This window comes from Mesorhizobium sp. M1C.F.Ca.ET.210.01.1.1, assembly GCF_004791585.1.
Lineage (GTDB): Bacteria > Pseudomonadota > Alphaproteobacteria > Rhizobiales > Rhizobiaceae > Mesorhizobium.
In genome coordinates, this window is sequence record NZ_SRUU01000010.1 from 29,838 (window position 1) to 50,976 (window position 21,139).

Consider the following 21,139-nt stretch of genomic DNA (forward strand, 5'->3'; position numbering starts at 1 on the left):
TAAGACCCAATCGGATCAGACCCCGACAGCCGGTCAGCGGACAAATCGCGCTAACAGTGGATTCGCCTGATAGGGCTACTGCGAACCTCGGAACGGGTTCTCAATCCTTGGCGCGCTCGACGTAGGAGCCGTCTGCGGTCATCACCACCACGCGCGTGCCGGCGCTGATATGCGGCGGCACGGCGGTGCGCACGCCGTTGGAAAGCACGGCCGGCTTGTAGGACGAGGACGCGGTCTGGCCCTTGGTGACCGGCTCGGTCTCCACGACCTCGAAAGTGGCGCGTTGCGGCAGCACCAGCGAGATCGGCACGCCGTTGAACTGCGCCAGTTGCACCGCCATGCCTTCCTGCAGGTAGGGAGCCATGTCGCCGACCACGCTTTCCGTAGCCACGACCTGGTCGTAGCTTTCCGGGTTCATGAAATGAAAGCCTTCGCCATCGGAATAGAGGAAGGTGTGCTCGCGCTCCTCGACATAGGCGCGCTCGACCATCTCGGTCGTGCGGTAGCGCTCCGAAACCTTCACCCCGTCGCCGATGCGGCGCATGTCGAGCTGTGTCACCGGCGTGCCCTTGCCAGGGTGGATGTTTTCGGCAAAGAGGATGACATAGAGCTTGCCGTCCTTATCGACGACGTTGCCTTTGCGTAAGGAACTGGCGATGACCTTGACCACGGTATTCGATCCCATTCGAGTTTTTCGGCCTGCAAGCATCAATTGCCGCGAAGCGGCGACGGCGGCCTTCGCGTGCGCCCTAGCGCATCTTGCGCCGAACCGCCAGCCTTCTCGGCGAATTTCCCGCGCATGACCGGCGCCTCGCCCTGGTGGACGCCGCATATTCATGCCGACCGCCGGCCACGGTTGATGGCGCGCAATGCCATCGCCGCAGCCTTGCGCGGCTGGTTCTCGACACGTGACTTCGTCGAGGTGACGACGGCCGCGCTGCAGGTTTCGCCTGGCAACGAAGCGCATCTTGCCGCTTTCGCGACCGAGGCGATCGGTCCCGACGCCTCGCGCCGGCCGCTCTATCTCCACACCTCGCCGGAATTCGCCTGCAAGAAGCTGCTTGCCGCCGGCGAGAAGCGCATCTTCAGTCTGGGCGCGGTCTACCGGAACCGCGAGCGCGGGCCGCTGCACCATCCCGAATTCACCATGCTCGAATGGTACCGCGTCGCCGAAACCTACCGGAGCCTGATGGCCGACTGCGCGGAATTCCTGGCGCTCGCCGCGGAAAAGGCCGGCACGAAGAGCTTCCGCTTTCGTGGCCGCGAGGCCGACCCGTTCGCCGAGCCGGAGCGGCTGAGCGTCGCCGAAGCCTTCCTGGCGTATGCCGGCATCGATCTTCTGGCGACCGTCGCCGCCGACGGCAGCACCGATCGTGACGCCCTTTACGAGGCGCTGGTCCGTGCCGGCCTGCGCACCGCGCCCGACGACAACTGGGCCGACCTGTTCAGCCGGGTGATGGTGGAAAAGGTTGAGCCGGCGCTGGGGCAGGGGCGCGCGACCATCCTCTACGGCTACCCGGTGTCGGAGGCCGCCCTGGCCAGGCCCAGTGCGGAGGACCCGCGCGTTGCCGAGCGTTTCGAGCTCTATTGCTGCGGCGTCGAGCTCGCCAACGCCTTCGGCGAGCTTACCGATCCGGCCGAACAGCGCCGCCGCTTCATCGCCGAGATGGACGAGAAGGAGCGCATCTATGGCGAGCGCTATCCGCTGGACGAGGATTTCCTCGCCGCCCTTGCCATTATGCCGCCGGCCAGCGGCTCGGCGCTCGGCTTCGACCGGCTGGTGATGCTGGCGACGGGAGCGCAGAAGATCGAGGATGTGATCTGGGCGCCGGTGGCAACGCCATGACGCGTTGCAGACTGGGTTGATCGGCCAGACGTTTGGCGCCCATGGGCGCCCGCTGTCGAGGCTGCGTTCCGCTGTCATTCTGGGCAGACAAGCAGCTATGGGTCGCAACTGATTTCGGCGGGTTTGATCTGGAGCAAGTCGCTTCGTGCCGGCCCGCGCTACCCTTCCGTTTGAGTTTGTCTCAGCGGGGGAGTCCGATCCGGACCGAGCCTGCCATGAAGTCTCTGCGCGTCGTCGTTCGCCACCATGGCGGACCTGAAGTTCTGGAAATCGTGGAGGAAGATGCGCCCCATCCGGCCTCGGGTGAGCTGCGGGTGCAAACAATCGTCGCCGGCGTCTCTTTCGCAGAACTATTGATGCGGGAGGGGATTCATCCGGAAAAGACGACCCTGCCATTCACGCCGGGATGGGACATCGTAGGCATCGTGGACGAGGCCGGAGAGGGAGCGTCCCATGCGATGGTTGGCAAAATGGTTGCGGCGCTCCCCATTCACGGTGGCTACGCCCAGTTCATCTGCCTGCCGGAAGATGAACTCACTCCGGTTCCCACTGGTGTGGATCCCGCCGAGGCGGTCAGCCTCGTGCTGAACTACGTTACGGCCTATCAGATGATGCATCGCCTTGGGCACGCCTCACCGGGTCAACGGGTCCTCATTCATGGCGCGGCCGGCGGAGTCGGCACGGCCCTGCTGCAACTTGGCCGCCTGACAGGTCTGGAGATGTATGGGACTGCGTCTCTTGCTGCTCATCAGATCGTGTCCGATCTCGGGGCCACGCCGATCGACTACGAGCGGGCCGACTTCGTCAAGGAGATCCATCGCCTGACAAACGATGGCGTGGATGTCGTCTTCGACGGGGTCGGCGAAGCCAATGTCTGGCGTTCGTTTCGGGCTCTGAGGCCTGGTGGTCGCGTCATAGCCTATGGCTTCACTTCATTTCTGCAGAAGGGCCAACTGACTGGGGGCTTGCGATATCGTCTTCGCGGGATATTGCGACCCGCATGGTATGCGGTCCGCGCTTTCGTCTCACCCGGCCGACGACGCATACTCCCCTACAGCATACAATATTTGAAACGATGGAGGCCCGCTTGGTTCCGCGAAGATCTCGGCGCCTTGCTCGGGCTGCTTCGCGACGGGAAGATCAAGCCGATGGTGGCCATGCGGATGCCGTTGACCGAGGCCCGTCGCGCCCAGGAATTGCTCGGTCGGGGAGGCGTTAAGGGCAAGATCGTGCTGGTCTGCAATTCGCTGCCCTCCCGACAAGATATTGGCGAGCAAGAGCAGAGCCTTTGAACCGTAAAGAGCCGCCTGCGGCCTCGATCGTTCCGGCGACCGCTTGTGGCGATGATGCATGGGCTTTGCGGCTCGTTTCATCCCGTATCCGAGGGCTCGGGCCTTCTCTGTTCAATGCGCGAACACCTGCTCCAGCGAGCGGAAACCCTTGAACTCGAGCGCATTGCCCGAAGGGTCGCGGATGAACAGCGTCGCCTGTTCGCCGGGCTCGCCCTTGAAGCGCACCATCGGCCGCTCCAGCCAGTCTATATCGGAGCGGGCTTCCAGCCGCGCGGCGAGCCGCTCCCACTCGTCCATCAAAAGCACCGCGCCGAAATGCGGGATCGGCACGGCGACGCCATCGACCTTGCCGTCACACGCTGCCTCGACCGCCTGCGGCCGCAAATGCGCCGACATCTGGTGGCCAAAGAGGTCGAAATCGACCCAGGTGGCGGATGAGCGGCCGATGGCGCAGCCCAGCACCTCGCCATAGAAAACGCGGGTTTCATCGAGATCACGGACCGGGAAGGCGAGGTGGAAGGGCGTCATGGGCAAGCTCCGGACAGGCAAGGTGCCGCAGGCAGCCGTTCCGGCCGCTTTTGGGCGATTTGGTCGCGGCATCCTGATTGCCCTTCGCCCATTGCACAAGCGGCAGTGGAACAATAGATGGTGCGTCAGCATCCATAAATGGTGCGTCAGCATCCAGCGAGGGTGCGGCAGCGTCTGCCTTCCCGGACAGCTCGAACAAACAGGACTGAGTGCATGACCGACACGCTCGACGCAGCGAAACTGACCGACCGTGTCGCGGCACTTGTCGAGGCGGCCAAGCGCGCCGGTGCGGACGCCGCCGACGCGGTCGCGGTGCGCGGCCGTTCGGCCGGCGTGTCGGTGCGGCTGGGCAAGGTCGAGGGCACCGAATCGTCGGAGAGCGAGGATGTCTCGCTGCGCGTCTTCGTCGGTCAGCGCGTGGCGAGCGTCTCGGCCACCGCCGCTTCCGATCCGAAGGCGCTCGCCGAGCGCGCCGTCGCGATGGCGAGAGTTTCGCCAGAAGATCCCTTCCAGGGGCTCGCCGATCCGGCGCTGCTCGCCCGCAATCCGCGCGATCTCGATCTCTTCGACCCGACCGAGGTTTCGGCCGATCAGCTCAAGGAAGCTGCGCTCGCGGCGGAAGCGGCCGCCCTTGCCGTCAAGGGCGTCTCCAATTCTTCCGGCAGCAGCGCCAGCGCCGGGCTCGGCGGCCTGGTGCTCGCCACCTCACATGGCTTCCTCGGCCAGTATGTCGCCTCGCGCTTCTCGCGCTCGACCAGCGTCATTGCCGGCGAGGGCACGGCGATGGAGCGCGACTATGAATTCTCGTCCCGCCAGCATTTCGCCGACCTCGACGCGCCGGAGGACATCGGCCGCAAGGCGGGCGAGCGCGCCGTGCGCCGGCTTGGCGCCCGCAAGGCGGCGACCGGCCCGGTCGATGTCGTGTTCGACCCGCGCGTCGCGCGCGGCATTGCCGGCCACCTAGCCGGCGCCATCAACGGCGCCGCCGTGGCGCGCAAGACCAGCTTCCTGCGCGACATGATGGGCAAGCGGGTGGCTTCAAGCGCGATCACCGTCACCGACGAGCCGTTGCGGCGTCGCGGCCAGGCCTCCCGTCCCTTCGATGGCGAAGGCGTCGAGGGCGGGAAGCTTTTGATGGTCGACAAGGGGGTGCTCAACCACTGGTTCCTGTCGACCTCGGCCGCGCGCGAGCTTGGCCTCGTCACCAACGGCCGCGGCTCGCGCAGCGGCTCTTCGGTTTCGCCGTCATCGACCAATCTCGCCATCGAGCCCGGCGAGCGCGCGCCGGAGGAGCTGATTGCCTCGCTGAAGCGGGGCTTCTACGTCACCGAGGTCTTCGGCCAGGGGGTCGACATGGTGACCGGCGAATACAGCCGTGGCGCTTCCGGTTTCTGGATCGAGAACGGCGCGCTCGCCTATCCCGTGGCCGAGGTGACGATCGCCTCCAACCTGAAGACCATGTTCCTCAACATGGTGCCGGCAAGCGACCTCGACCGCAATTTCGGCACCGCGGCGCCCACGCTGCTGATCGAGGGGATGACCCTTGCCGGCGCCTGACATGGTGATCTCGGCCGGGGCGCGCGAGGACCTCGCTCTGCTGCGTGACGCCGCCCGCGAGGCCGGCACTATCGCCATGCGCTATTTCGGCAACAACCCGCAGGTGTGGATGAAGGGCGGCACCTCGCCAGTCAGCGAGGCCGACCATGCGGCGGACGCCTATCTGCGCGAGACCTTGCTTACGGCGCGGCCGGATTACGGCTGGCTGTCGGAGGAGACCGCCGACGATCATGCCAGGCTTTCGGCCCGCCGCACCTTCGTCGTCGATCCAATCGACGGAACGAGGGGTTTTCTGGACGGACTGCATTCCTGGTGCGTCAGCGTCGCCGTGGTCGAGGACGGCCAGTCGCTGGCCGGCGTCCTCGAATGCCCGGCAAGGCATGAGACCTATTGGGCGCTGCCGGGCGAGGGCGCTTTTCTCAACGGCACGCGCATCCGTGTGCGCCCGCTCGGTGACATCGTCGAGATCGGCGGGCCGAAGCCGCTCGTCGACCATATGCCGGAGGCCTGGCAAGGGAGGCTGCGGCGCATGCCCTATATCCCTTCGCTCGCTTATCGGCTGGCGATGATCGCCAATGGCAAGATCGACGCGACTTTCGTCAAGCCGAGCGCGCATGACTGGGACATCGCGGCCGCCGATCTGATCCTCACCGAGGCCGGCGGCGCCTTGCTCGACCGCACAGGACAGCCGCCGCGCTATGCCGGCGAGGTGATCAACCACGGCGCGCTCGCCGCCGGCAGCGGCGAGCTGCTGGACGTCCTTGCCGGCGTCATCGCCGGAGCTGACGAAGCGTGAGGCCGTCCGCAGTTCCAAAAACGGCCGGTTTGGTCTAGACCTGTCACAAAACTCATGAATCTGCGAAGGATCGGCATGGCCGCGGAAGACGGAAAGAAACAGCTTTTGCACCTGGTGTTCGGCGGCGAGCTGAAAAAGCTGGGTGGAACCGAGTTCCGCGACCTGGACGCGCTCGACATCGTCGGCATCTACCCCGACTATCAAACGGCGCACGCCGCCTGGAAGGCAAAGGCGCAGGCCAGTGTCGATAATGCGCATATGCGCTATTTCGTCGTTCACCTGCACCGGTTGCTCGACCCGGAAACAAAGGCAGCCGGTTGACATCGATGGAGCATGAAGCGGTGAAAGGGGCGACGGGGCGCGCCGCCGGGCGAGGCGGGACGCGCACACTGTGGCGCCGCATCCGCGAGCCGCTCGCCCAGTCGCGATTCGTCAAGAATTTCATCGCCGGCCTGTTCGCCTGGTTCGTTCGCCTCATCCGAATCACCAGCCCGCTGGTCAAAGGCTCGACCCAGGTCGCCGGCGGCGCCCACGCGCATCTGGAACCCGGCATCATCGCGCTCTGGCACGGCCAGCACCTCCTGACGCCGGCCTATTATCCCAAGGGCCGTCCGCTGGTCGCCATGGTCTCGCGCAGCGCCGATGCCGAGCTCAACGCGCTGATGATCGAGAAGTTCGGCATCGAGGCGGTGCGCGGCTCGGGCGGACGAGACAGTTCGAGGCATCTCGACAAAGGCGGCGCCAAGGCCTTGATCGCGCTCAAGAAAGCGCTCGTCGCCGGCAAGAATGTCGCCATGATCGCCGACATTCCGCACGGCACGCCGCGCGACGCCGGCCTAGGCATCGTGCTCCTGGCCAGGCTTTCCGGCCGGCCGATTCTGCCTTCGGCAATCGCCACCAGCCGTCGCAAGGTGCTGGAAAAGAGCTGGGACAAGACGACCGTCAACCTGCCGTTCGGCCGCTCCGCGGTCGTCGTCGGAACGCCGGTCTTCGTGCCGGCCGACGCCGACGACGCCGAGATGGAGCGCAAGCGCCAGGAGGTCACCGCCTCGCTCAATGCGGCTACAGCCGAGGCCTATCGCCTCGTGGACGGCGGCAAATGAGCGAGCGCTGGGCGCGCGCGGCCCTGCGGGCCTACCGCTATGCGGGGGCCGCCGCCTATCCCCTGATCGGACCCTATGTCGCCTGGCGCGCCTCGCGCGGCAAGGAAGACCGCGTTCGCCGCCGCGAGCGTTACGGCGTCGCCGGCCGGCCGCGCCCGGAAGGTCCGGTGATCTGGATCCACGCCGCGAGCGTCGGCGAGACGATCGCCGTCGTGCCGCTGGTCGAATGCATCCTCGACTACGGCGTCAATGTCGTGCTGACGACCGGCACCGTGACTTCGGCGAAGGTTGCCGACGAGCGGCTTGGCAACCGCATCATCCACCAATATGTGCCGCTCGACCTCAAGCCCGCGGTCAGTCGCTTCCTCGACCACTGGCGGCCGGAACTGGCCATCATCGCCGAATCGGAGATCTGGCCGATGACCATTCTGGAGCTCGGCGCCCGCAACGTGCCGCAGGTCCTGGTCAACGGGCGGTTGTCGGACCGTTCCTTCCGCTCGTGGAAGAAGCGCGCCAGCGTCGCCGAGGCGCTGTTCGAGAATCTTGCCCATGTCGTTGCCCAGTCGGATGTCGACGGCGAGCGTTTCCGCGCGCTCGGTGCCAGGCCGGTCACCGTCTCCGGCAACCTCAAGGTGGACACCAACCCGCCTCCCGTCGACGAGCGGGTGCTGGCGACGCTGCAGCGCCAGATCGGCGAGCGCCCGACCTGGGCGGCGATCTCGACCCATGACGGCGAGGAAGTGGTTGCCGCGGAAGTTCATGCGACCTTGCACAGGCGCCACCACGGCCTATTGACCATCGTCGTGCCGCGCCATCCCGATCGCGCCGACGCGCTTGCCGCGCAGATTTCCGGCATGGGGCTGACGGTCGCGCGCCGCAGCAGGGGCGATCGCATTACGCCCGACACCGATATCCTGCTCGGCGACACGATCGGCGAGATGGGCCTGTATCTCAGGCTGACCGAGATCGCCTTCGTCGGCCGCTCGCTGACCTCCGAAGGCGGCCAGAACCCGCTGGAGCCGGCGATGCTCGACACGGCGGTGCTTGCCGGCCGCAACGTGCAGAATTTCCGCGAAGCCTATCAGCGCCTGCTCGACCGCGGCGGCGCCAAGCTGGTGCGCGATCGCGACATGCTGGCCGGCGCCGTCAATTTCCTGCTGACCAACGAGGCGGCGCGCCACGAGATGATGGCGGCGGGGGCCGCGACCGTCGACGAGATGCGCGGCGCGCTTCAGCGCACGCTGAAATCGCTCGAGCCCTACATCCAGCCGCTGGTCGTCAAGGCGCGCCTGAAAGGCGCCAACGGGCGCTAGCGCATGAGCCCAGAAATCGGAACCGGTTTTTGGAGAGGATCATGCGCAAGATCGAATTGCGCGGAACCGGCGCCATGACCAGTGAAGCGCCGCCCTTCTGGTGGGAAAAGCCGGACTGGCGGGTGCTGGCGCTGTCGCCGGCGTCGGCGGCCTACGGGATGGTGGCGGGCCGCCGCATGCGCCGCGCGCCGCGCGAGAAGGTGGCGGCGCCCGTGCTTTGCGTCGGCAATCTCACCGTCGGCGGCAGCGGCAAGACGCCCGTCGCCATCGCGCTGGCGAAACAGGCAAGGCGCATGCAGCTCACGCCCGGCTTCCTGTCGCGCGGCCATGGCGGCTCCTTCGCCAAGCCGCATGTCGTCGATGCGCATCACGACGCCGCCAAGCATGTCGGCGACGAGCCGCTGCTGCTCGCCAAGCACGCGCCGGTGGCGGTGACGGCGAACCGTGCCGCGGGCGCGAGGCTGCTGATGGAAGAGCATGGCTGCGACTTTCTGATCATGGACGACGGCTTCCAGTCGGCGCGCGTCCATATCGATTACGCGCTGATCGTGGTCGACGCGCGCTTCGGCATCGGCAATGGCCGCGTCATTCCCGGCGGGCCGCTCAGGGCCAAGGTCGTCGACCAGCTGGTCTTCACCAGCGCCTTGCTGAAGATGGGCGAGGGGAGCGCCGCCGATACGGTGGTTCGCCAGGCGGCGCGTGCCGGGCGGCCGATCTTCCTGGCGCATGTCGAGCCGGCGAACCCGGCGCGCTTTGCCGGCGGACGCTTCCTTGCCTTTGCCGGTATCGGCCATCCGGAAAAATTCTTCGACACGGTGCGCGGCGCCGGCGGCGAGGTCGCGCTGTCGCGCGCCTTCCCGGACCATCATTTCTATGCCGCGGACGAGCTTGCCGATCTTGCCGCGCTTGCCAGGCGCGAGGGGCTGCGTCTCGTCACAACCGCCAAAGACGCCGCGCGGCTGCGCCATGGCGATGCGCCCGGCGGCTTCCTCGAACAGCTCGACGTGCTCGAGATCGACGCGGTCTTCGAGCTCGACCACGTGCCTGAACGCATCATCAATGAGACGCTGGATGCCTGGCGGCAGCGCAAGATGCGCATGTGAGGCGCGACTACCGCCGGCTGCGCAGCTCCGGATGCATCTCAATCTCGCGGCGCAATGATGCCGTTGCGTTCACATAAGGCTCCTGCCTGGCGACGCTCCAATATTTGAGCTCGTCCAGCGGGATGCTTTCGCCGGTCACCGCGCAGCGCACGAACGCGCCGGGGCTCGTCACCTGGAAGTCGCCGTCGAGATAGCGGATGCGCGCTTCCTTGCCGCCGGGGCCTTCAAAACGGTTCATCATGAAATGGCGCTTACGTTCATCGGGTTCAATCGCCACAAATCGCGGACAAGGTCAAGCTTGGCGCAATGCTCATGTAATATGCCCGATTGGCACAATGGTTGTCAGGAAGCGCCATGGACATCACCAATGCCAGCATGACGTCGCTGTTGAAGGAGGCGCTGACGCCGCAGCCGGTGCCCTCGGCCAAGGCCGGTCCGGCGACCGCGGCGCTGGTCAAGGCGCTGGTCCAGCCGCCGGCGCCGTCCTTCGTGCCCTCCGCGCAGGTCGCCGCGCAGGCGCTGAACGGCTCGCTGCCGCGGCCGGCCGCTGAACCGTCCCAGCGCTTGTCCTCCGCCGAGGTCGAGAACGCCTATCGGGCCGTCATGGAGCCGGGTCCCGGCGCCGATGGCGCCTTGACGAGGTCTCCGGCAGGCAGGCAGGCGGCTGAAGCCGACCAGCCTTCGCGGACGGCCACCCAGGCGCAGCCGGCCGCCGGCAATACGGCCGGAGTCTCGCCAACGCCGTCGTCTTCCTTCTCGCCCGCCAATGCTTCAGCGATGCTGGTTGCTGCCAACGCCAATGCGCCGCAAGCACGTGGCGCGGCTGTCCGCCCGGCGGGCCATGCTCCGCGATCCCAACCCGGCCAGACGTCGCTGTGGACGATATCCATCGTGACGGCCATCGTCTCGGCCGCGACCACCACGGTCGTGCTGTTGCTGCTTCGCTGATCGGAACTGGCCGGGCTAGCTATCGTCCTGCAGAAACGCTTCCAGCTTTTCCGGCACCAGCCCTGCCTGTTCGGCGATGCGCCGGGCGAGATCGGCGGCGGCCGCGCGGGGCCGTCCGACCGGCCGGTCGAGCCAGTAGGACACGGGATTGAGCGCGACGCGCTCGTCGACACCGACGATGCGGCCCGACTTGAGCTGGTCCTCGACCAGCGGCGGCCGCGCCAGCGCGACGCCCAGGCCGTGCGCCGCCGCGTCGAGCACCAGATTGTAGTCTTCGAAACGCCGGTCCTGCGGGCGCGGGCGATAGTCGATGTCCTGCGCCGCGAACCAGGCGCGCCAGGCGGAGGCGTCGGAATCGTTGATCAGCGGGAACTTGAGCAGCCGGGCAGGGTCGCCTTGCCCGATCTCCTTAGCCAGTTCCGGCGACGCGATCGGGAAGATCTGCTCTTCGAAAAGCTGCACCGAGACGCGGCCTGGAATGCGCCCGCGCCCGCAGCGCACCGAAAGGTCGATGCCTTCGTCGGCGAGGTCGGCCTGGCGGTTGTCGACGTCGAGGACGATGCGCAGCCTGGTCGGACTGTTCTCCAGCGCCGCCATGCGCGGCATCAGCCACAGCCCGCTCACCGAAGGGATCGAGGCCAATCGCACCACGGCGGTGCCGCGCGGCTCGACCCAGCGGTCGGAGTTGACCGAGATCAGCGCGAAGGCCTCTGTGGTCCTCAGATGCAGCCGGTTGCCTTCGTTGGTCAGCGTCACGCCGCGCGCGTTGCGCTCGAACACTTTTAGCCCCAGCCAGCCCTCCAGCTTGGCGATCTGCCGGCTGACCGCGCCATGGGTGAGGTTGAGCCTCTCGGCCGCGGCGGAAAAACTGCCGGTGCGCGCGGCCGCGTCGAAGGCGCGCAAGGTTTCCAGCGGCAGCATCTGGTTCGAGCTGTGATCCATGTTCACAGCTGACCCTCGAATTGGTCGTTTGTCAATCGGCCGGCAATGGCGTTTTCTGTCTTCATGGCATTGAAGGACGAGGAAACGGCAATGAGCGCTTACACCGGCACGTTGAATGAGACACAGCGCATGGACACCGCCGCCGCCATCGCGGTGGCGCTGACGGTGGTCGGATGGGCTTCCGCCTTCCCGGCGATACGCGCCGGCCTCGCCGCCTTCCAGCCGCTGGAACTGGGCGCGCTGCGCTTTGCCATCGCCGCCGTGCCGGCAGCGATTTTCCTCGCGGTCAAGCGCCCGGCGCTGCCCAGGGTCGACGAGTTGTGGCGCTTCGGCTTCGGCGGCGCGATCTTCGTCGCCCTCTACACCGCCATGCTCAATTTCGGCGAACTGACCGTCTCTGCGGGCGCTGCCGGCTTCATCATCAATGTCAGCCCGATCTTTACCGCCATCATGGCGATGGCGCTGCTCGGCGAACGCTTCTCGCGCCTGGCCTGGCTCGGCACGGTGATCTCCTTCGCCGGCATCGGCATCATCGCCGTCGCCGACGGACATGGCCTGCATTTCAACGCCGGCGCGCTGCTGGTGCTGGGCTCCGCGCTCTGCTCGGCCGTCAACACCATCGTCCAGAAGCCGCTCTTTGCCCGCCACCATCCCCTGACGATCGCTGCTTCCAACATGGTGCTCGGCGCGCTCTGCCTGTCGCCCTTTCTGCCCGAGGCCTTCCGGCAGGCGGCGATCGCCGACACCGCCGGCCTCGGCGCCGTCATCTATCTCGGCGTCGTGCCCTCGCTGATCGCCTACGCCGCCTGGGCGACCGCGCTGTCGCGCCTGCCGGCCGCCCGCGCCTCGAACTTCCTCTACCTCGTCTCGCCGACCTCCGCCCTGATCGGCTTCTTCTGGCTGGGCGAAGTGCCGACGCTGCTCGGCATCCTCGGCGGCGCGCTGGCTCTGGGCGGTGTCATCGTGGTGAATTTGAAGCGGTAAATCAAAAGGTTGCGGCCGTTTCCCGACTCGGATTGAGAAGTAGCGTTCCGTCAGATGACGACCCCTGTAATGCGGACATCAGGCAAGCTATCCTGATCCACCTTGACGGAGGGGATCTGGATGGAAAGAAGGTTCGTAGCCGCGGTTTTCTGCCTGCTGCTGCTCAGCGAAAGAGCCATCGCGGGCTGGTACCAGGTGGAGAACTACGAAGGTTCGATCGGACCGAACCCAGTCCATCTCTCGCTGCAGAGATATGCTCACTTCGGCAGCGGCATCACTGTCGAGGGAAGCTATTTCTACGACGCCAAGCAAAGCCCGATCGCGATCTACGGCAAGGCTGACGGCTCAAGGGTCTCGCTGTGCGAGATCGCGGACGACAAGGAATTTCAACGCGTTCTGGTAATGGGGTCGAAGACTCCCGTCGATACCACCGGATGTCCGTTGTCTCTCGATCTCAGCGAGAGCGGCGCGACAGGGACCTGGAGCAAGGGCGCGGATAAATTTCCCGTCACGCTGAAGAAAGTAGCGAGCCTCGACGAGACGGGCGAGGGGAAGATCGTCGGAACACTCGAGATTCCGTTCTGGGCCGAGACCGCCGCCGACCGGTTTGCCGGGATCTACACAACATCCGATGCCGGCATCTGCATGACCAAACTGCAAATCATCAACAAGAAGAAAAAGAAAGTCGTTCAGGAGATCGGGTTCGACGATGAGGACTGCAACGCCGGTATGTCGACGACGCCCATTTATATGAACGTGGAAAAATGGGTGGAGGGAGGCAAGGACATCATTTCAGTAAATTTTGGAGGTGGCAAATTCGCAGGCGCGAACGACTATGTCTTCAACCCGAAGACAAAAAAATACCATCTAAAGAAATGATCAGCCAACCCTGCTGATGCGCAACGAGCCAGGGGACGCTCACCTCCGCCCGAACAGCCTTTCGATATCGGCGAGCTTGAGCTCGATATAAGTCGGGCGGCCATGGTTGCAGGTGCCGGATCCGGGCGTTGCCTCCATCTGGCGCAGCAGCGCGTTCATCTCCTCGGCCTTGAGCAGCCGGCCTGAGCGCACAGAGCCGTGGCAGGCCATGGTCGCGGCTATTCTGTCCAGCCGCTCCTTCAGCGTCTCGACCGTGTCGTTGTCGGCGATCTCGTCGGCAAGGTCGCGCACCAGCTGCTGCACATTGGTTTCGCCAAGCATCGACGGCGTCTCGCGCACAGCGACCGCGCCCGGCCCGAAGCGCTCCAGCCCGAGGCCGAATCTGGCCAGGGTCTCAGAATGCATCGCCAGCCGCTCGGCATCTTCTTCCGGCAGGTCGACGATCTCGGGCAAGAGCAGCATCTGTGAGGGGACGGCGCGCGAATGCAGCGCGTTCTTCAGCGCCTCGTAGACCAGCCGCTCATGCGCGGCATGCTGGTCGACGATAACGAGCGAATCCCTGGTCTGGGCGACGATGTAGTTCTCGTGCACCTGCGCCCGCGCCGCGCCTAGCGCCGTGCCGAGCAGCGCCTCGGCCGGCTCGGCGGTGCCTGCCCGCGCATCGGCGCTGGCAAGCGGACTGGTGTCGAAGGCCGCTTGCTCGTTCTCGGCGAAGCCGTTTCGCGCCGGCCGCGCTTCACCCATATCGAGCGGCCGTTGCGGTGAGCGCGCCAAATCTGAACCACGGTCGAAGCCGCTGAGGCCGGAGGCACGGTAAGCCGCTTCATAGCTGCGGTGGCCGCTGGCCGGCCCGGGGTGCGCAAAGGGTGCCCCGCCCGGCCGGAACGCCGCCATCAAGCCCGCCGCGCCCGAGGTCGCGGCGCGGATGCCGGCGCCGGCCAGCGCCTCGCGGATGGCGCCGACGATCAGCCCGCGCACCAGGCCCGGATCGCGGAAGCGTACATCGGCCTTGGCCGGATGCACGTTGACGTCGACAGTTGCCGGATCGAGCGATAGGAACAGCACCGTCACCGCATGCCGGTCGCGCGGCAAAACGTCGGCGAAGGCGCCGCGGATCGCGCCGGCAATCAGCTTGTCGCGCACCGGCCGGCCGTTGACATAGGCATATTGCTGCAAGGCATTGGCGCGCGTGTAGGAGGGGATCGAGACATGCCCGGCAAGATGCACGCCGTCGCGCTGGGCATCGATGGCAATGGCATTGTCGGGGAAATCCTTGCCCATCACTTGCGCGACGCGCGCCAGCCGGCCTTCCGGCGTGCCGCCGGTCGCCGGCAGCTCCAGCGTCGAGCGGTCGGAGCCGGCAAGCGTGAAGCGCACGGCGGGAAAGGCGATGGCGATCCGCTTCACCATGTCGCCGGTAGCAGAGCTTTCGGCGCGCTCGCCCTTCATGAATTTGAGCCTGGCGGGCGTCGCGAAGAAAAGGTCGCGCACCTCGACTGTGGTGCCGCGATTGGCCGCCGCCGGCTTGACGGGTAAGACGCGTCCGCCCTCGATGCCGATCTCGGCCGCGCCGTCGCCGCTTGCCGTGCGCGAGCGGATCGACAGACGCGCCACCGAGCCGATAGAGGGCAGCGCCTCGCCGCGGAACCCCAGCGAGCGGATGTCGTGAATGTCGTCGGAGAGCTTCGAGGTGCAGTGGCGGGCGATCGCCAGCGCCAGCTCTCGCTCAGGAATGCCCGAGCCGTCGTCGGTGACGCGGATGAGCGAGAGCCCGCCGCCGGCGGTGACGATCTCGACCTTGCTCGCGCCGGCGTCGAGAGCGTTCTCCACCAGTTCCTTCACCACGCTCGCCGGTCGCTCGATGACCTCGCCGGCGGCGATCTGGTTGATCATCGTTTCGGAAAGCTGGCGAATGGGCATGCGGTGATTATAGGCGGATTCGAACGGCGTGGGGGAGGGGCTAGTTCAGGCCTGCGCCACCAGCCAGTCTCTGACCTTGCGCGCGTTGTCACTGAGCTCGCGGTTCTTAGGCCAGATGACGTAGAAAGCCATGCCGGTCCTCATCACATGGCCTGTCACCGGCACCAGCAGGCCCGATGTCACCAGCCGCTCGACCAGATGCCGCCAGCCGAGCGCGATGCCTTGGCCCTCCATGACCGCCTGGATGACCAGGGCATAGTCGTTGATGCGCAGTCCGCGCTCGGCGTTGCGCAGGCTGGTTCCGGCGGATGCGAACCATTCGTCCCAGTTCGCGGCCTCGCGGAAAGGTTCCTCGAGATGGATGAGCCGGTGCGTGGCGAGTTCCGCGACGGTCTCCGGCCGGCCGAATTTGGCGAGATAGCTGGGCCCCGCGACCGGAAAGATCTCCTCGTCGGAGAGCGGCAGCGAATGATAGTCCGGCCAGTGCCCTGGCACGCCTCCGCGCACGCCGAGCGGGATGCCCTCGGCGATGATGTCGAGGTCGCGGTCGGCGGTCTGGATGCGCAGGTCGATGCCCGGGAGCGCGTCGCGGAACTGCTGCAGGCGCGGCATCATCCAGAAGGAACCGAAGGCGGTCGAGGCGGCAAGCGTCACATGGCCGCCGGTCGCCTGCAGGCGAAGATCCTCGGCCGACTTGCGGATATGCGACAAGCCCAGCGAAACGTCGGCATGGAAGCGCTCGCCGGCCTCCGTTAGCAGCACTTGGCGGTGGCGGCGCTGGAAGAGCTTGGCGCCGAGCTGTTCCTCCAGCCCGCGCACCGCATAGGAGACGGCGGCCTGCGTCATGCCGAGCTCGCGCCCGGCGGCGGTGAAGCTCGACAGCCGGCCCGCTGCTTCGAAGACGATCAGGCTGCCGGCGGAGGGCAGGAGGTGGCGCAAGCTTCGCATAAGCAGAGCTTATACAAGAGATCAGGATTTTCCAGCGTCACAGTCATATTTCGTGTCGCTAACTTGGTCGGGCGGGAAGAAGGAGACCCCATGAACGCACCGGCCGCTGAACTGACTGAACCGACCCATCGCCGCGGCGGCGGCCGTCTTGGCCGCAAGGCGCTGAGAAGCGCGCCGGTTGCGTCGTTTCCGACGCTCGTCCGCCAGATTCCTGCCTATGAGATCGTTCCCGACGAGGGGGTGGAACTGATCCACGAGGAGTCGCTCAAAATCCTCGAGGAAGTGGGCTGCGAATTCCGCGACGACGAGGCGATCACGCTCTGGAAGGCGGCAGGCGCCGATGTCAGGGAAACGCGCGTCCGCATCGACCGCGCGCTCCTGATGGAGCTCGTCTCGAAGGTGCCGCCTGAATTCACGCTTCATGCGCGCAACCCCGAGCGCACCGTCCGCGTCGGCGGCAAGAACTCGATCTTCGTGCCGATGTATGGCGCGCCCTATGTGCGCGACCTCGACAACAAACGGCGCTACGGCACGCTCAACGACCTCAACAATTTCCACAAGCTCGCCTACATGGCGCCGGCGCTGCATTCGTCGAGTTCGATCATCTGCGAGCCGATGGAGATCCCGGTGCCGAAACGGCACCTCCACATCATCCATTCGGCGCTCAAGCACTCCGACAAGCCGTTCATGGGCATCGTGACGTCGAAGGAACGCGCCGAGGACACGATGGCGATGGCGGGTATCGTCTTCGGCGAGGAGTTCGTGCGCGACAATTCGGTGCTGGTGGCGATCACCAATTGCAATTCGCCGCTGGTGTGGGATGCAACCATGCTCGACGCGATGCGGGTCTACGCGCGGCACAACCAGCCGCTGATCCTGGCGCCCTTCGCGCTGTGCGGCGCCTCGACCTCCGCCTCCGCCGTCGGCGCGGTCGCGCAGGTCAACGCCGAGGCGCTTGCGGGCGTCGCCTTCACCCAGCTCATCCGTCCCGGCTCGCCGCAGATCTACGGCCAGTTCATGGTGACGGTCGACATGAAGACCGGCGCCCCGATGGGCGGCACGCCGGAGGCCGCTCAGATGATGTATCTGATGGGCGCGCTGGCGCGAAAATACAAGCTGCCCTGGCGCACTTCCGGCTTCCATGTCGGCTCCAAGCTCAACGATGCGCAGGCCGGCTACGAGGCGAACATGCTGATGCATGCTGCGATCCTCGCCGGCGCCAACTACATCTGGCACTCCGCCGGCTGGCTCGAGGCAGGCCTCACCTGCGGCTACTCGAAATTCGCCACCGACTGCGAGCAGCTCGTCGGCTGGTACAAATACGCCGGCGGCGTTCCCTTCGACGATTTCAAGGAAGCGATGGCGGCTATCCGCGAGGTCGGTCCGCAAGGGCATTTCCTCGGCACGCAGCACACGCTCGAGCATTTCGAGCGCGCCTTCTTCATGCCCACCATCATGGACTTCAACTCCTTCGAGCAATGGAGCGCCGAAGGCGCCAAGGATCACGACACGCGAGGTCGGGAGAAGGCGCGCAACATGCTTGCCGATTACCAGGAGCCGAAGCTCGACGAGGGTGTTGCCGAGGGTCTCAAGGATTTGATCGCGCGGCGTGAGGAAAAATTGCCGGACAGCGTTAGTTGATAGAGCAGGTGAATAACCTGACGGAACCCAATGGGAGGAAAAGATGGCAATCTTCAAAAGCAACGGTGATCGTGTCCCCGCCGCCATCGAAGCGATGGCGCAAGAGACACGCGCAGGCCGCATGGACCGGCGCGAATTCCTGGCGCTGGCAAGCGCCTTCGGCGCATCGACAGCTTTCGCCTACGGCATGATCGGCCTCGCCGCGCCGACGAAAGCCCTGGCCGAGGAGCCGAAGAAGGGCGGAACGCTGCATGTCTCGATGTCGGTCAAGGCACAGAAGGATCCGCGCACCTATGACTGGACCGAGATGGCGAACGTCACCCGCACCTGGCTGGAACCGCTCGTGCGCTACACGCACCAGTTCACTTTCGAGCCGGTCCTGCTCGAGAGCTGGGACGTCAATGACGACGCCACCGAATACACGCTGCATCTGCGCAAGGGCGTCACCTGGAACAATGGCGATGCCTTCAACGCCGATGACGTGGTCGCCAATCTGAACCGCTGGTGCGAGAAGGGTGCTTCCGGCAATTCCATGGCGGCACGCGTCGGCGCGCTGGTCGACCCAAAGACCGGCAAGGCAAGGGATGGCGCTATCACCAAGGTCGATGACCATACGGTCAAGCTGAAGCTCAACGAAGCCGATATCGCGATCATACCGGGCTTCACGGACTATCCGGCGCTGGTCGTGCATCGCGACTTCGACAAGGACGGCGCCGACCCGATCAAGAAGCCGATCGGTACCGGAGCGTTCGAGCTGGTCTCCTACGATGTCGGCCAGAAAGCGGTCGTCAAGCGCCGCGAGAACGGCAAGTGGTGGGGTGGCGAAGCGCTGCTCGACAGCGTCGAGTTCATCGACTATGGCACCGACTTCAACGCCACGCTGAATGCCTTCGATTCCGGCGAGGTCGACCTCGATTTCGAAACGCCGGCCGACTTCATCGACCCCCTCGACAAGATGGATCTCGTGAAATCGGAGGTCGCGACGGCGACCACGCTGGTTGCGCGCACCAACATCACGCACAAGCCCTACGATGACAAACGGGTGCGCAACGCGCTGCAGATGGCCGTCGACAACAATGCCGTCATGCAGCTCGGCTACGCCGGCCGCGGCACGGTGGGCGAGAACCACCACGTCAGCCCGATTCACCCGGAATACTATCCGCTGCCCAAGAAGACGCGGGACGCGGCCGGCGCCAAGAAGCTGATGGCCGAGGCGGGACAGGCCGACTTCGAGCACGAGCTCATCACCGTCGAGGATGAGTGGCAGAAGAACACCGGCGACGCCATCGCCGGCCAGTTGCGTGACGCAGGCATCAAGGTCAAGCGCACGGTTCTGCCCGGCTCGACCTTCTGGAACGATTGGACGAAATACCCCTATTCCTTGACCATCTGGTACATGCGCCCGCTTGGCGTCCAGGTGCTGGCGCTGGGCTACCGCAGCGGCGAGGCCTGGAATGAAACGGCTTTTTCCAACCCGGATTTCGACGCCAAGCTCAAGGAGGCGCTTTCGCTGGCCGATCCCGCCAAGCGCAAGGAGGTGATGAAGGACGTCGAGCAGATCTTGCAGGACTCCGGCGTCATCATCCAGCCGTTCTGGCAGAAGCTCTACTGCCACATGAACAAGAAAGTGAAGAACTACACGATGCACCAGACCTACGAAATGGACTTCCAGAACGTCTGGCTGGAAGCCTGAGGCGGCCTGCAAGGACTTCATGAGCCGCGCAAAAGCCGATATGCAGGAAGCGTGGTGGTGATCTTGCCGCCACGCCGCCGAACATCCGGAGATCCTGCATGAGACCGATAGTGCTGGCTGCGGCCCTGTCGATTGCCTTGCCCGGCGCGGCATTCGCCGGGCCGGCTTCCAAGGCCGTGAAGTTCTTCTACGTGCCGTCAGTGAAGTTCGAGGCGGACGCGAAATATCGCGACCGCTTCACCGAGCCGGTCACCAAGCTCTTCGAGCTCAACGACAAGGCGCAGAAGGACAAGCCCGACGAGGTATCCTGCATCGACTTCGACCCTGGCCTCGACGCGCAGGATTTCGATCAGAAGACCGTGTCGAAGACGCTGAAGCTGGCCGAGACCGTCAACGGCGACACCGCCGAGGTGACGGCAAGCTTCAATCTTTTCCCGGAAGGCGACGACTCCAAACGCGAAATGGTGTGGTCGCTGAAGAAAGTGGACGGCAAGTGGAAGATCGCCGACATCACCTCCAAGACCAGCGACTGGACGCTCAGCGCGCTGGGGTGCGGCTCCTCGACGGAGTGACCCCATGCTTCACCGTCTCGTCCTCGCGCTGGCAAGTGCATCGATGCTGGCCGCGGGGCTGAGCGGCGCCGCCTCGGCGCAGGGGTTGTTCGGCTCGCCGCCGCCGAAAGCATCTTCCAGCGACAATGCGCCCGCGGACGCGTCGCCGCCTGCCTCGAAGCCGGAAAGCCCACCGGCTGAAGCCGCGCCGACGCCCGTCCAGCCTGGCTCGCCGACGGCAGTGGTGAAGCCCTTCTACGAGCATCTCGGGCTGGAATTGGATCCAGCCCAGCGCAAGAATTTCATCGATCCGGCGAAAAGCGTGCTCGACAAGAGCGACGCGCTGCGCGCCTCGGGGCAGGGCGAGTGCCTCGACCCCAACATGGCGCTCGACAATGCTGACTATGACAAGCTTGCTGTCGACAGGAGCCTGAGGACCGTCGAAGCCGTTAATGGCGACCAGGCCAAGGTGGTCGTCGCCTTCGTCGTCGAAGGCCATCAGCACCGGCTGGAATGGAAGCTGAAGAAGGTCGGCGGCGACTGGAAGATCGCCGACCTGTTGTCGGTCACCGGCGAATGGGCGCTCAGCCAATACCAGTGCGAGTGATGGCGGTTAACTCAGCCTCTTCCGCGGTAGGGCGCCACGCCGGTGTCGGGCAGCCAGGCGCCCTCTGGCGGGGCGCCGGTCTGCCAGAAGACGTCGATCGGGATGCCGCCGCGCGGGAACCAATAGCCGCCGACGCGCAGCCAGAGCGGCTTGGTCGCCTCTACGATGCGGCGGCCGATCATGACGGTGCATTCCTCATGGAATGCGCCATGGTTGCGGAACGAGGTCATGAACAGCTTCAGCGACTTCGATTCCACCAGCGTCTTGTCGGGCGCGTAGTCGATGACGATGTGGGCGAAATCCGGCTGGCCTGTGACCGGGCAGAGCGAGGTGAATTCCGGGCAGGTGAAGCGCACGATCGCCGGCGGTCCGTCGCCGCGCTGGAACGGCACGGTCTCCAGCACCGCCTGTTCGGGGCTTTGTGGCGTCTCGACGTGCTTGCCGAGCTGGGTGAGGTTTTTGGCGTCAGTCATGGGTGGCTCCTTGGT

General features: G+C 65.6%; 22 protein-coding genes. 15 read left to right on the forward strand and 7 right to left on the reverse strand.

Annotation, left to right across the window (positions count from 1 at the left end; translation table 11 throughout):
- Positions 1–100: 100 nt before the first annotated feature.
- The gene (gene efp / locus EN853_RS13330; RefSeq protein WP_210234792.1) at positions 101–670 is read right to left on the reverse strand and encodes an elongation factor P; all 570 of its coding nucleotides are present in this window, start codon (positions 668–670) and stop codon (positions 101–103) included.
- A 129-nt stretch (positions 671–799) separates the two neighbouring features.
- Here efp and epmA point away from each other — a divergent pair, with 129 nt between their 5' ends.
- The gene (gene epmA, locus EN853_RS13335; RefSeq protein ID WP_127860232.1) at positions 800–1,846 is read left to right on the forward strand and encodes an EF-P lysine aminoacylase EpmA; all 1,047 of its coding nucleotides are present in this window, start codon (positions 800–802) and stop codon (positions 1,844–1,846) included.
- 215 nt (positions 1,847–2,061) lie between these two features.
- Positions 2,062–3,138: a medium chain dehydrogenase/reductase family protein gene (locus EN853_RS13340; RefSeq protein WP_127860233.1), complete on the forward strand. Its 1,077-nt coding sequence runs from the start codon at positions 2,062–2,064 to the stop codon at positions 3,136–3,138.
- Positions 3,139–3,249: 111 nt separating this feature from the next.
- Here EN853_RS13340 and EN853_RS13345 read toward each other — a convergent pair whose 3' ends face one another.
- On the reverse strand, positions 3,250–3,666 hold the full coding sequence (locus EN853_RS13345; RefSeq protein WP_127860234.1) for a VOC family protein: 417 nt from the start codon (positions 3,664–3,666) through the stop codon (positions 3,250–3,252).
- 213 nt (positions 3,667–3,879) lie between these two features.
- Here EN853_RS13345 and EN853_RS13350 point away from each other — a divergent pair, with 213 nt between their 5' ends.
- The 6 genes from EN853_RS13350 (at position 3,880) to lpxK (ending at position 9,538) form a co-directional block, all read left to right on the forward strand.
- Positions 3,880–5,223, forward strand: coding sequence for a TldD/PmbA family protein (locus EN853_RS13350; protein WP_127860235.1), 1,344 nt, complete (start codon positions 3,880–3,882; stop codon positions 5,221–5,223).
- Positions 5,210–6,019 carry a 3'(2'),5'-bisphosphate nucleotidase CysQ gene (locus EN853_RS13355; protein ID WP_127860236.1) on the forward strand — a complete coding sequence of 270 codons (810 nt, stop codon included), beginning with the start codon at positions 5,210–5,212 and terminating at the stop codon, positions 6,017–6,019. Before EN853_RS13350 ends, EN853_RS13355 begins: the two co-directional genes overlap by 14 nt.
- A gap of 75 nt (positions 6,020–6,094) precedes the next feature.
- Positions 6,095–6,340 (forward strand): DUF4170 domain-containing protein, encoded by a 246-nt coding sequence (locus EN853_RS13360; RefSeq protein WP_127860237.1) that lies wholly within the window; start codon positions 6,095–6,097, stop codon positions 6,338–6,340.
- A gap of 5 nt (positions 6,341–6,345) precedes the next feature.
- A complete protein-coding gene (locus EN853_RS13365) occupies positions 6,346–7,122 on the forward strand; it encodes a lysophospholipid acyltransferase family protein (RefSeq protein ID WP_127860238.1) in 777 nt (258 codons plus the stop codon).
- Positions 7,119–8,435, forward strand: coding sequence for a lipid IV(A) 3-deoxy-D-manno-octulosonic acid transferase (waaA, locus tag EN853_RS13370; protein WP_127860239.1), 1,317 nt, complete (start codon positions 7,119–7,121; stop codon positions 8,433–8,435). The genes EN853_RS13365 and waaA overlap by 4 nt, the downstream gene beginning before the upstream one ends.
- Positions 8,436–8,509: 74 nt before the next feature.
- Complete coding sequence (lpxK, locus tag EN853_RS13375; protein ID WP_127860396.1) at positions 8,510–9,538, forward strand: tetraacyldisaccharide 4'-kinase; 1,029 nt, start codon at positions 8,510–8,512, stop codon at positions 9,536–9,538.
- A 7-nt stretch (positions 9,539–9,545) separates the two neighbouring features.
- On the opposite strand, the gene EN853_RS13380 is transcribed toward lpxK, so the two are convergent.
- Positions 9,546–9,779: a DUF2093 domain-containing protein gene (locus EN853_RS13380; RefSeq protein ID WP_127860240.1), complete on the reverse strand. Its 234-nt coding sequence runs from the start codon at positions 9,777–9,779 to the stop codon at positions 9,546–9,548.
- Between the two features lie 113 nt (positions 9,780–9,892).
- On the opposite strand from EN853_RS13380, the gene EN853_RS13385 reads away from it, so the two are divergent.
- Complete coding sequence (locus EN853_RS13385; protein WP_127860241.1) at positions 9,893–10,486, forward strand: hypothetical protein; 594 nt, start codon at positions 9,893–9,895, stop codon at positions 10,484–10,486.
- Between the two features lie 15 nt (positions 10,487–10,501).
- Here the strand turns inward: EN853_RS13385 and EN853_RS13390 are convergent, their stop codons facing one another.
- Positions 10,502–11,428: a LysR substrate-binding domain-containing protein gene (locus EN853_RS13390; protein WP_127860242.1), complete on the reverse strand. Its 927-nt coding sequence runs from the start codon at positions 11,426–11,428 to the stop codon at positions 10,502–10,504.
- A 90-nt stretch (positions 11,429–11,518) separates the two neighbouring features.
- Here EN853_RS13390 and EN853_RS13395 point away from each other — a divergent pair, with 90 nt between their 5' ends.
- Entirely contained in the window at positions 11,519–12,412 is an 894-nt protein-coding gene (locus EN853_RS13395; RefSeq protein WP_127860243.1) for an EamA family transporter, read from the forward strand.
- Between the two features lie 120 nt (positions 12,413–12,532).
- A complete protein-coding gene (locus EN853_RS13400) occupies positions 12,533–13,291 on the forward strand; it encodes a hypothetical protein (protein WP_127860244.1) in 759 nt (252 codons plus the stop codon).
- A 39-nt stretch (positions 13,292–13,330) separates the two neighbouring features.
- Here the strand turns inward: EN853_RS13400 and mutL are convergent, their stop codons facing one another.
- Both mutL and EN853_RS13410 read right to left on the reverse strand, forming a co-directional pair.
- Positions 13,331–15,211, reverse strand: coding sequence for a DNA mismatch repair endonuclease MutL (gene mutL, locus EN853_RS13405; protein WP_127860245.1), 1,881 nt, complete (start codon positions 15,209–15,211; stop codon positions 13,331–13,333).
- A 45-nt stretch (positions 15,212–15,256) separates the two neighbouring features.
- Entirely contained in the window at positions 15,257–16,159 is a 903-nt protein-coding gene (locus EN853_RS13410) for a LysR substrate-binding domain-containing protein (protein WP_127860246.1), read from the reverse strand.
- Positions 16,160–16,249: 90 nt separating this feature from the next.
- Here EN853_RS13410 and EN853_RS13415 point away from each other — a divergent pair, with 90 nt between their 5' ends.
- From EN853_RS13415 to EN853_RS13430, 4 genes are all read left to right on the forward strand, one after another.
- Positions 16,250–17,800 carry a trimethylamine methyltransferase family protein gene (locus EN853_RS13415; protein ID WP_127860247.1) on the forward strand — a complete coding sequence of 517 codons (1,551 nt, stop codon included), beginning with the start codon at positions 16,250–16,252 and terminating at the stop codon, positions 17,798–17,800.
- A 43-nt stretch (positions 17,801–17,843) separates the two neighbouring features.
- The gene (locus tag EN853_RS13420) at positions 17,844–19,493 is read left to right on the forward strand and encodes an ABC transporter substrate-binding protein (protein ID WP_127860248.1); all 1,650 of its coding nucleotides are present in this window, start codon (positions 17,844–17,846) and stop codon (positions 19,491–19,493) included.
- A 98-nt stretch (positions 19,494–19,591) separates the two neighbouring features.
- The gene (locus EN853_RS13425) at positions 19,592–20,065 is read left to right on the forward strand and encodes a DUF3828 domain-containing protein (RefSeq protein ID WP_127860249.1); all 474 of its coding nucleotides are present in this window, start codon (positions 19,592–19,594) and stop codon (positions 20,063–20,065) included.
- A 4-nt stretch (positions 20,066–20,069) separates the two neighbouring features.
- The gene (locus EN853_RS13430) at positions 20,070–20,651 is read left to right on the forward strand and encodes a hypothetical protein (protein WP_127860250.1); all 582 of its coding nucleotides are present in this window, start codon (positions 20,070–20,072) and stop codon (positions 20,649–20,651) included.
- 11 nt (positions 20,652–20,662) lie between these two features.
- On the opposite strand, the gene queF is transcribed toward EN853_RS13430, so the two are convergent.
- On the reverse strand, positions 20,663–21,124 hold the full coding sequence (gene queF / locus EN853_RS13435) for a preQ(1) synthase (RefSeq protein ID WP_127860251.1): 462 nt from the start codon (positions 21,122–21,124) through the stop codon (positions 20,663–20,665).
- Positions 21,125–21,139 lie beyond the last annotated feature (15 nt).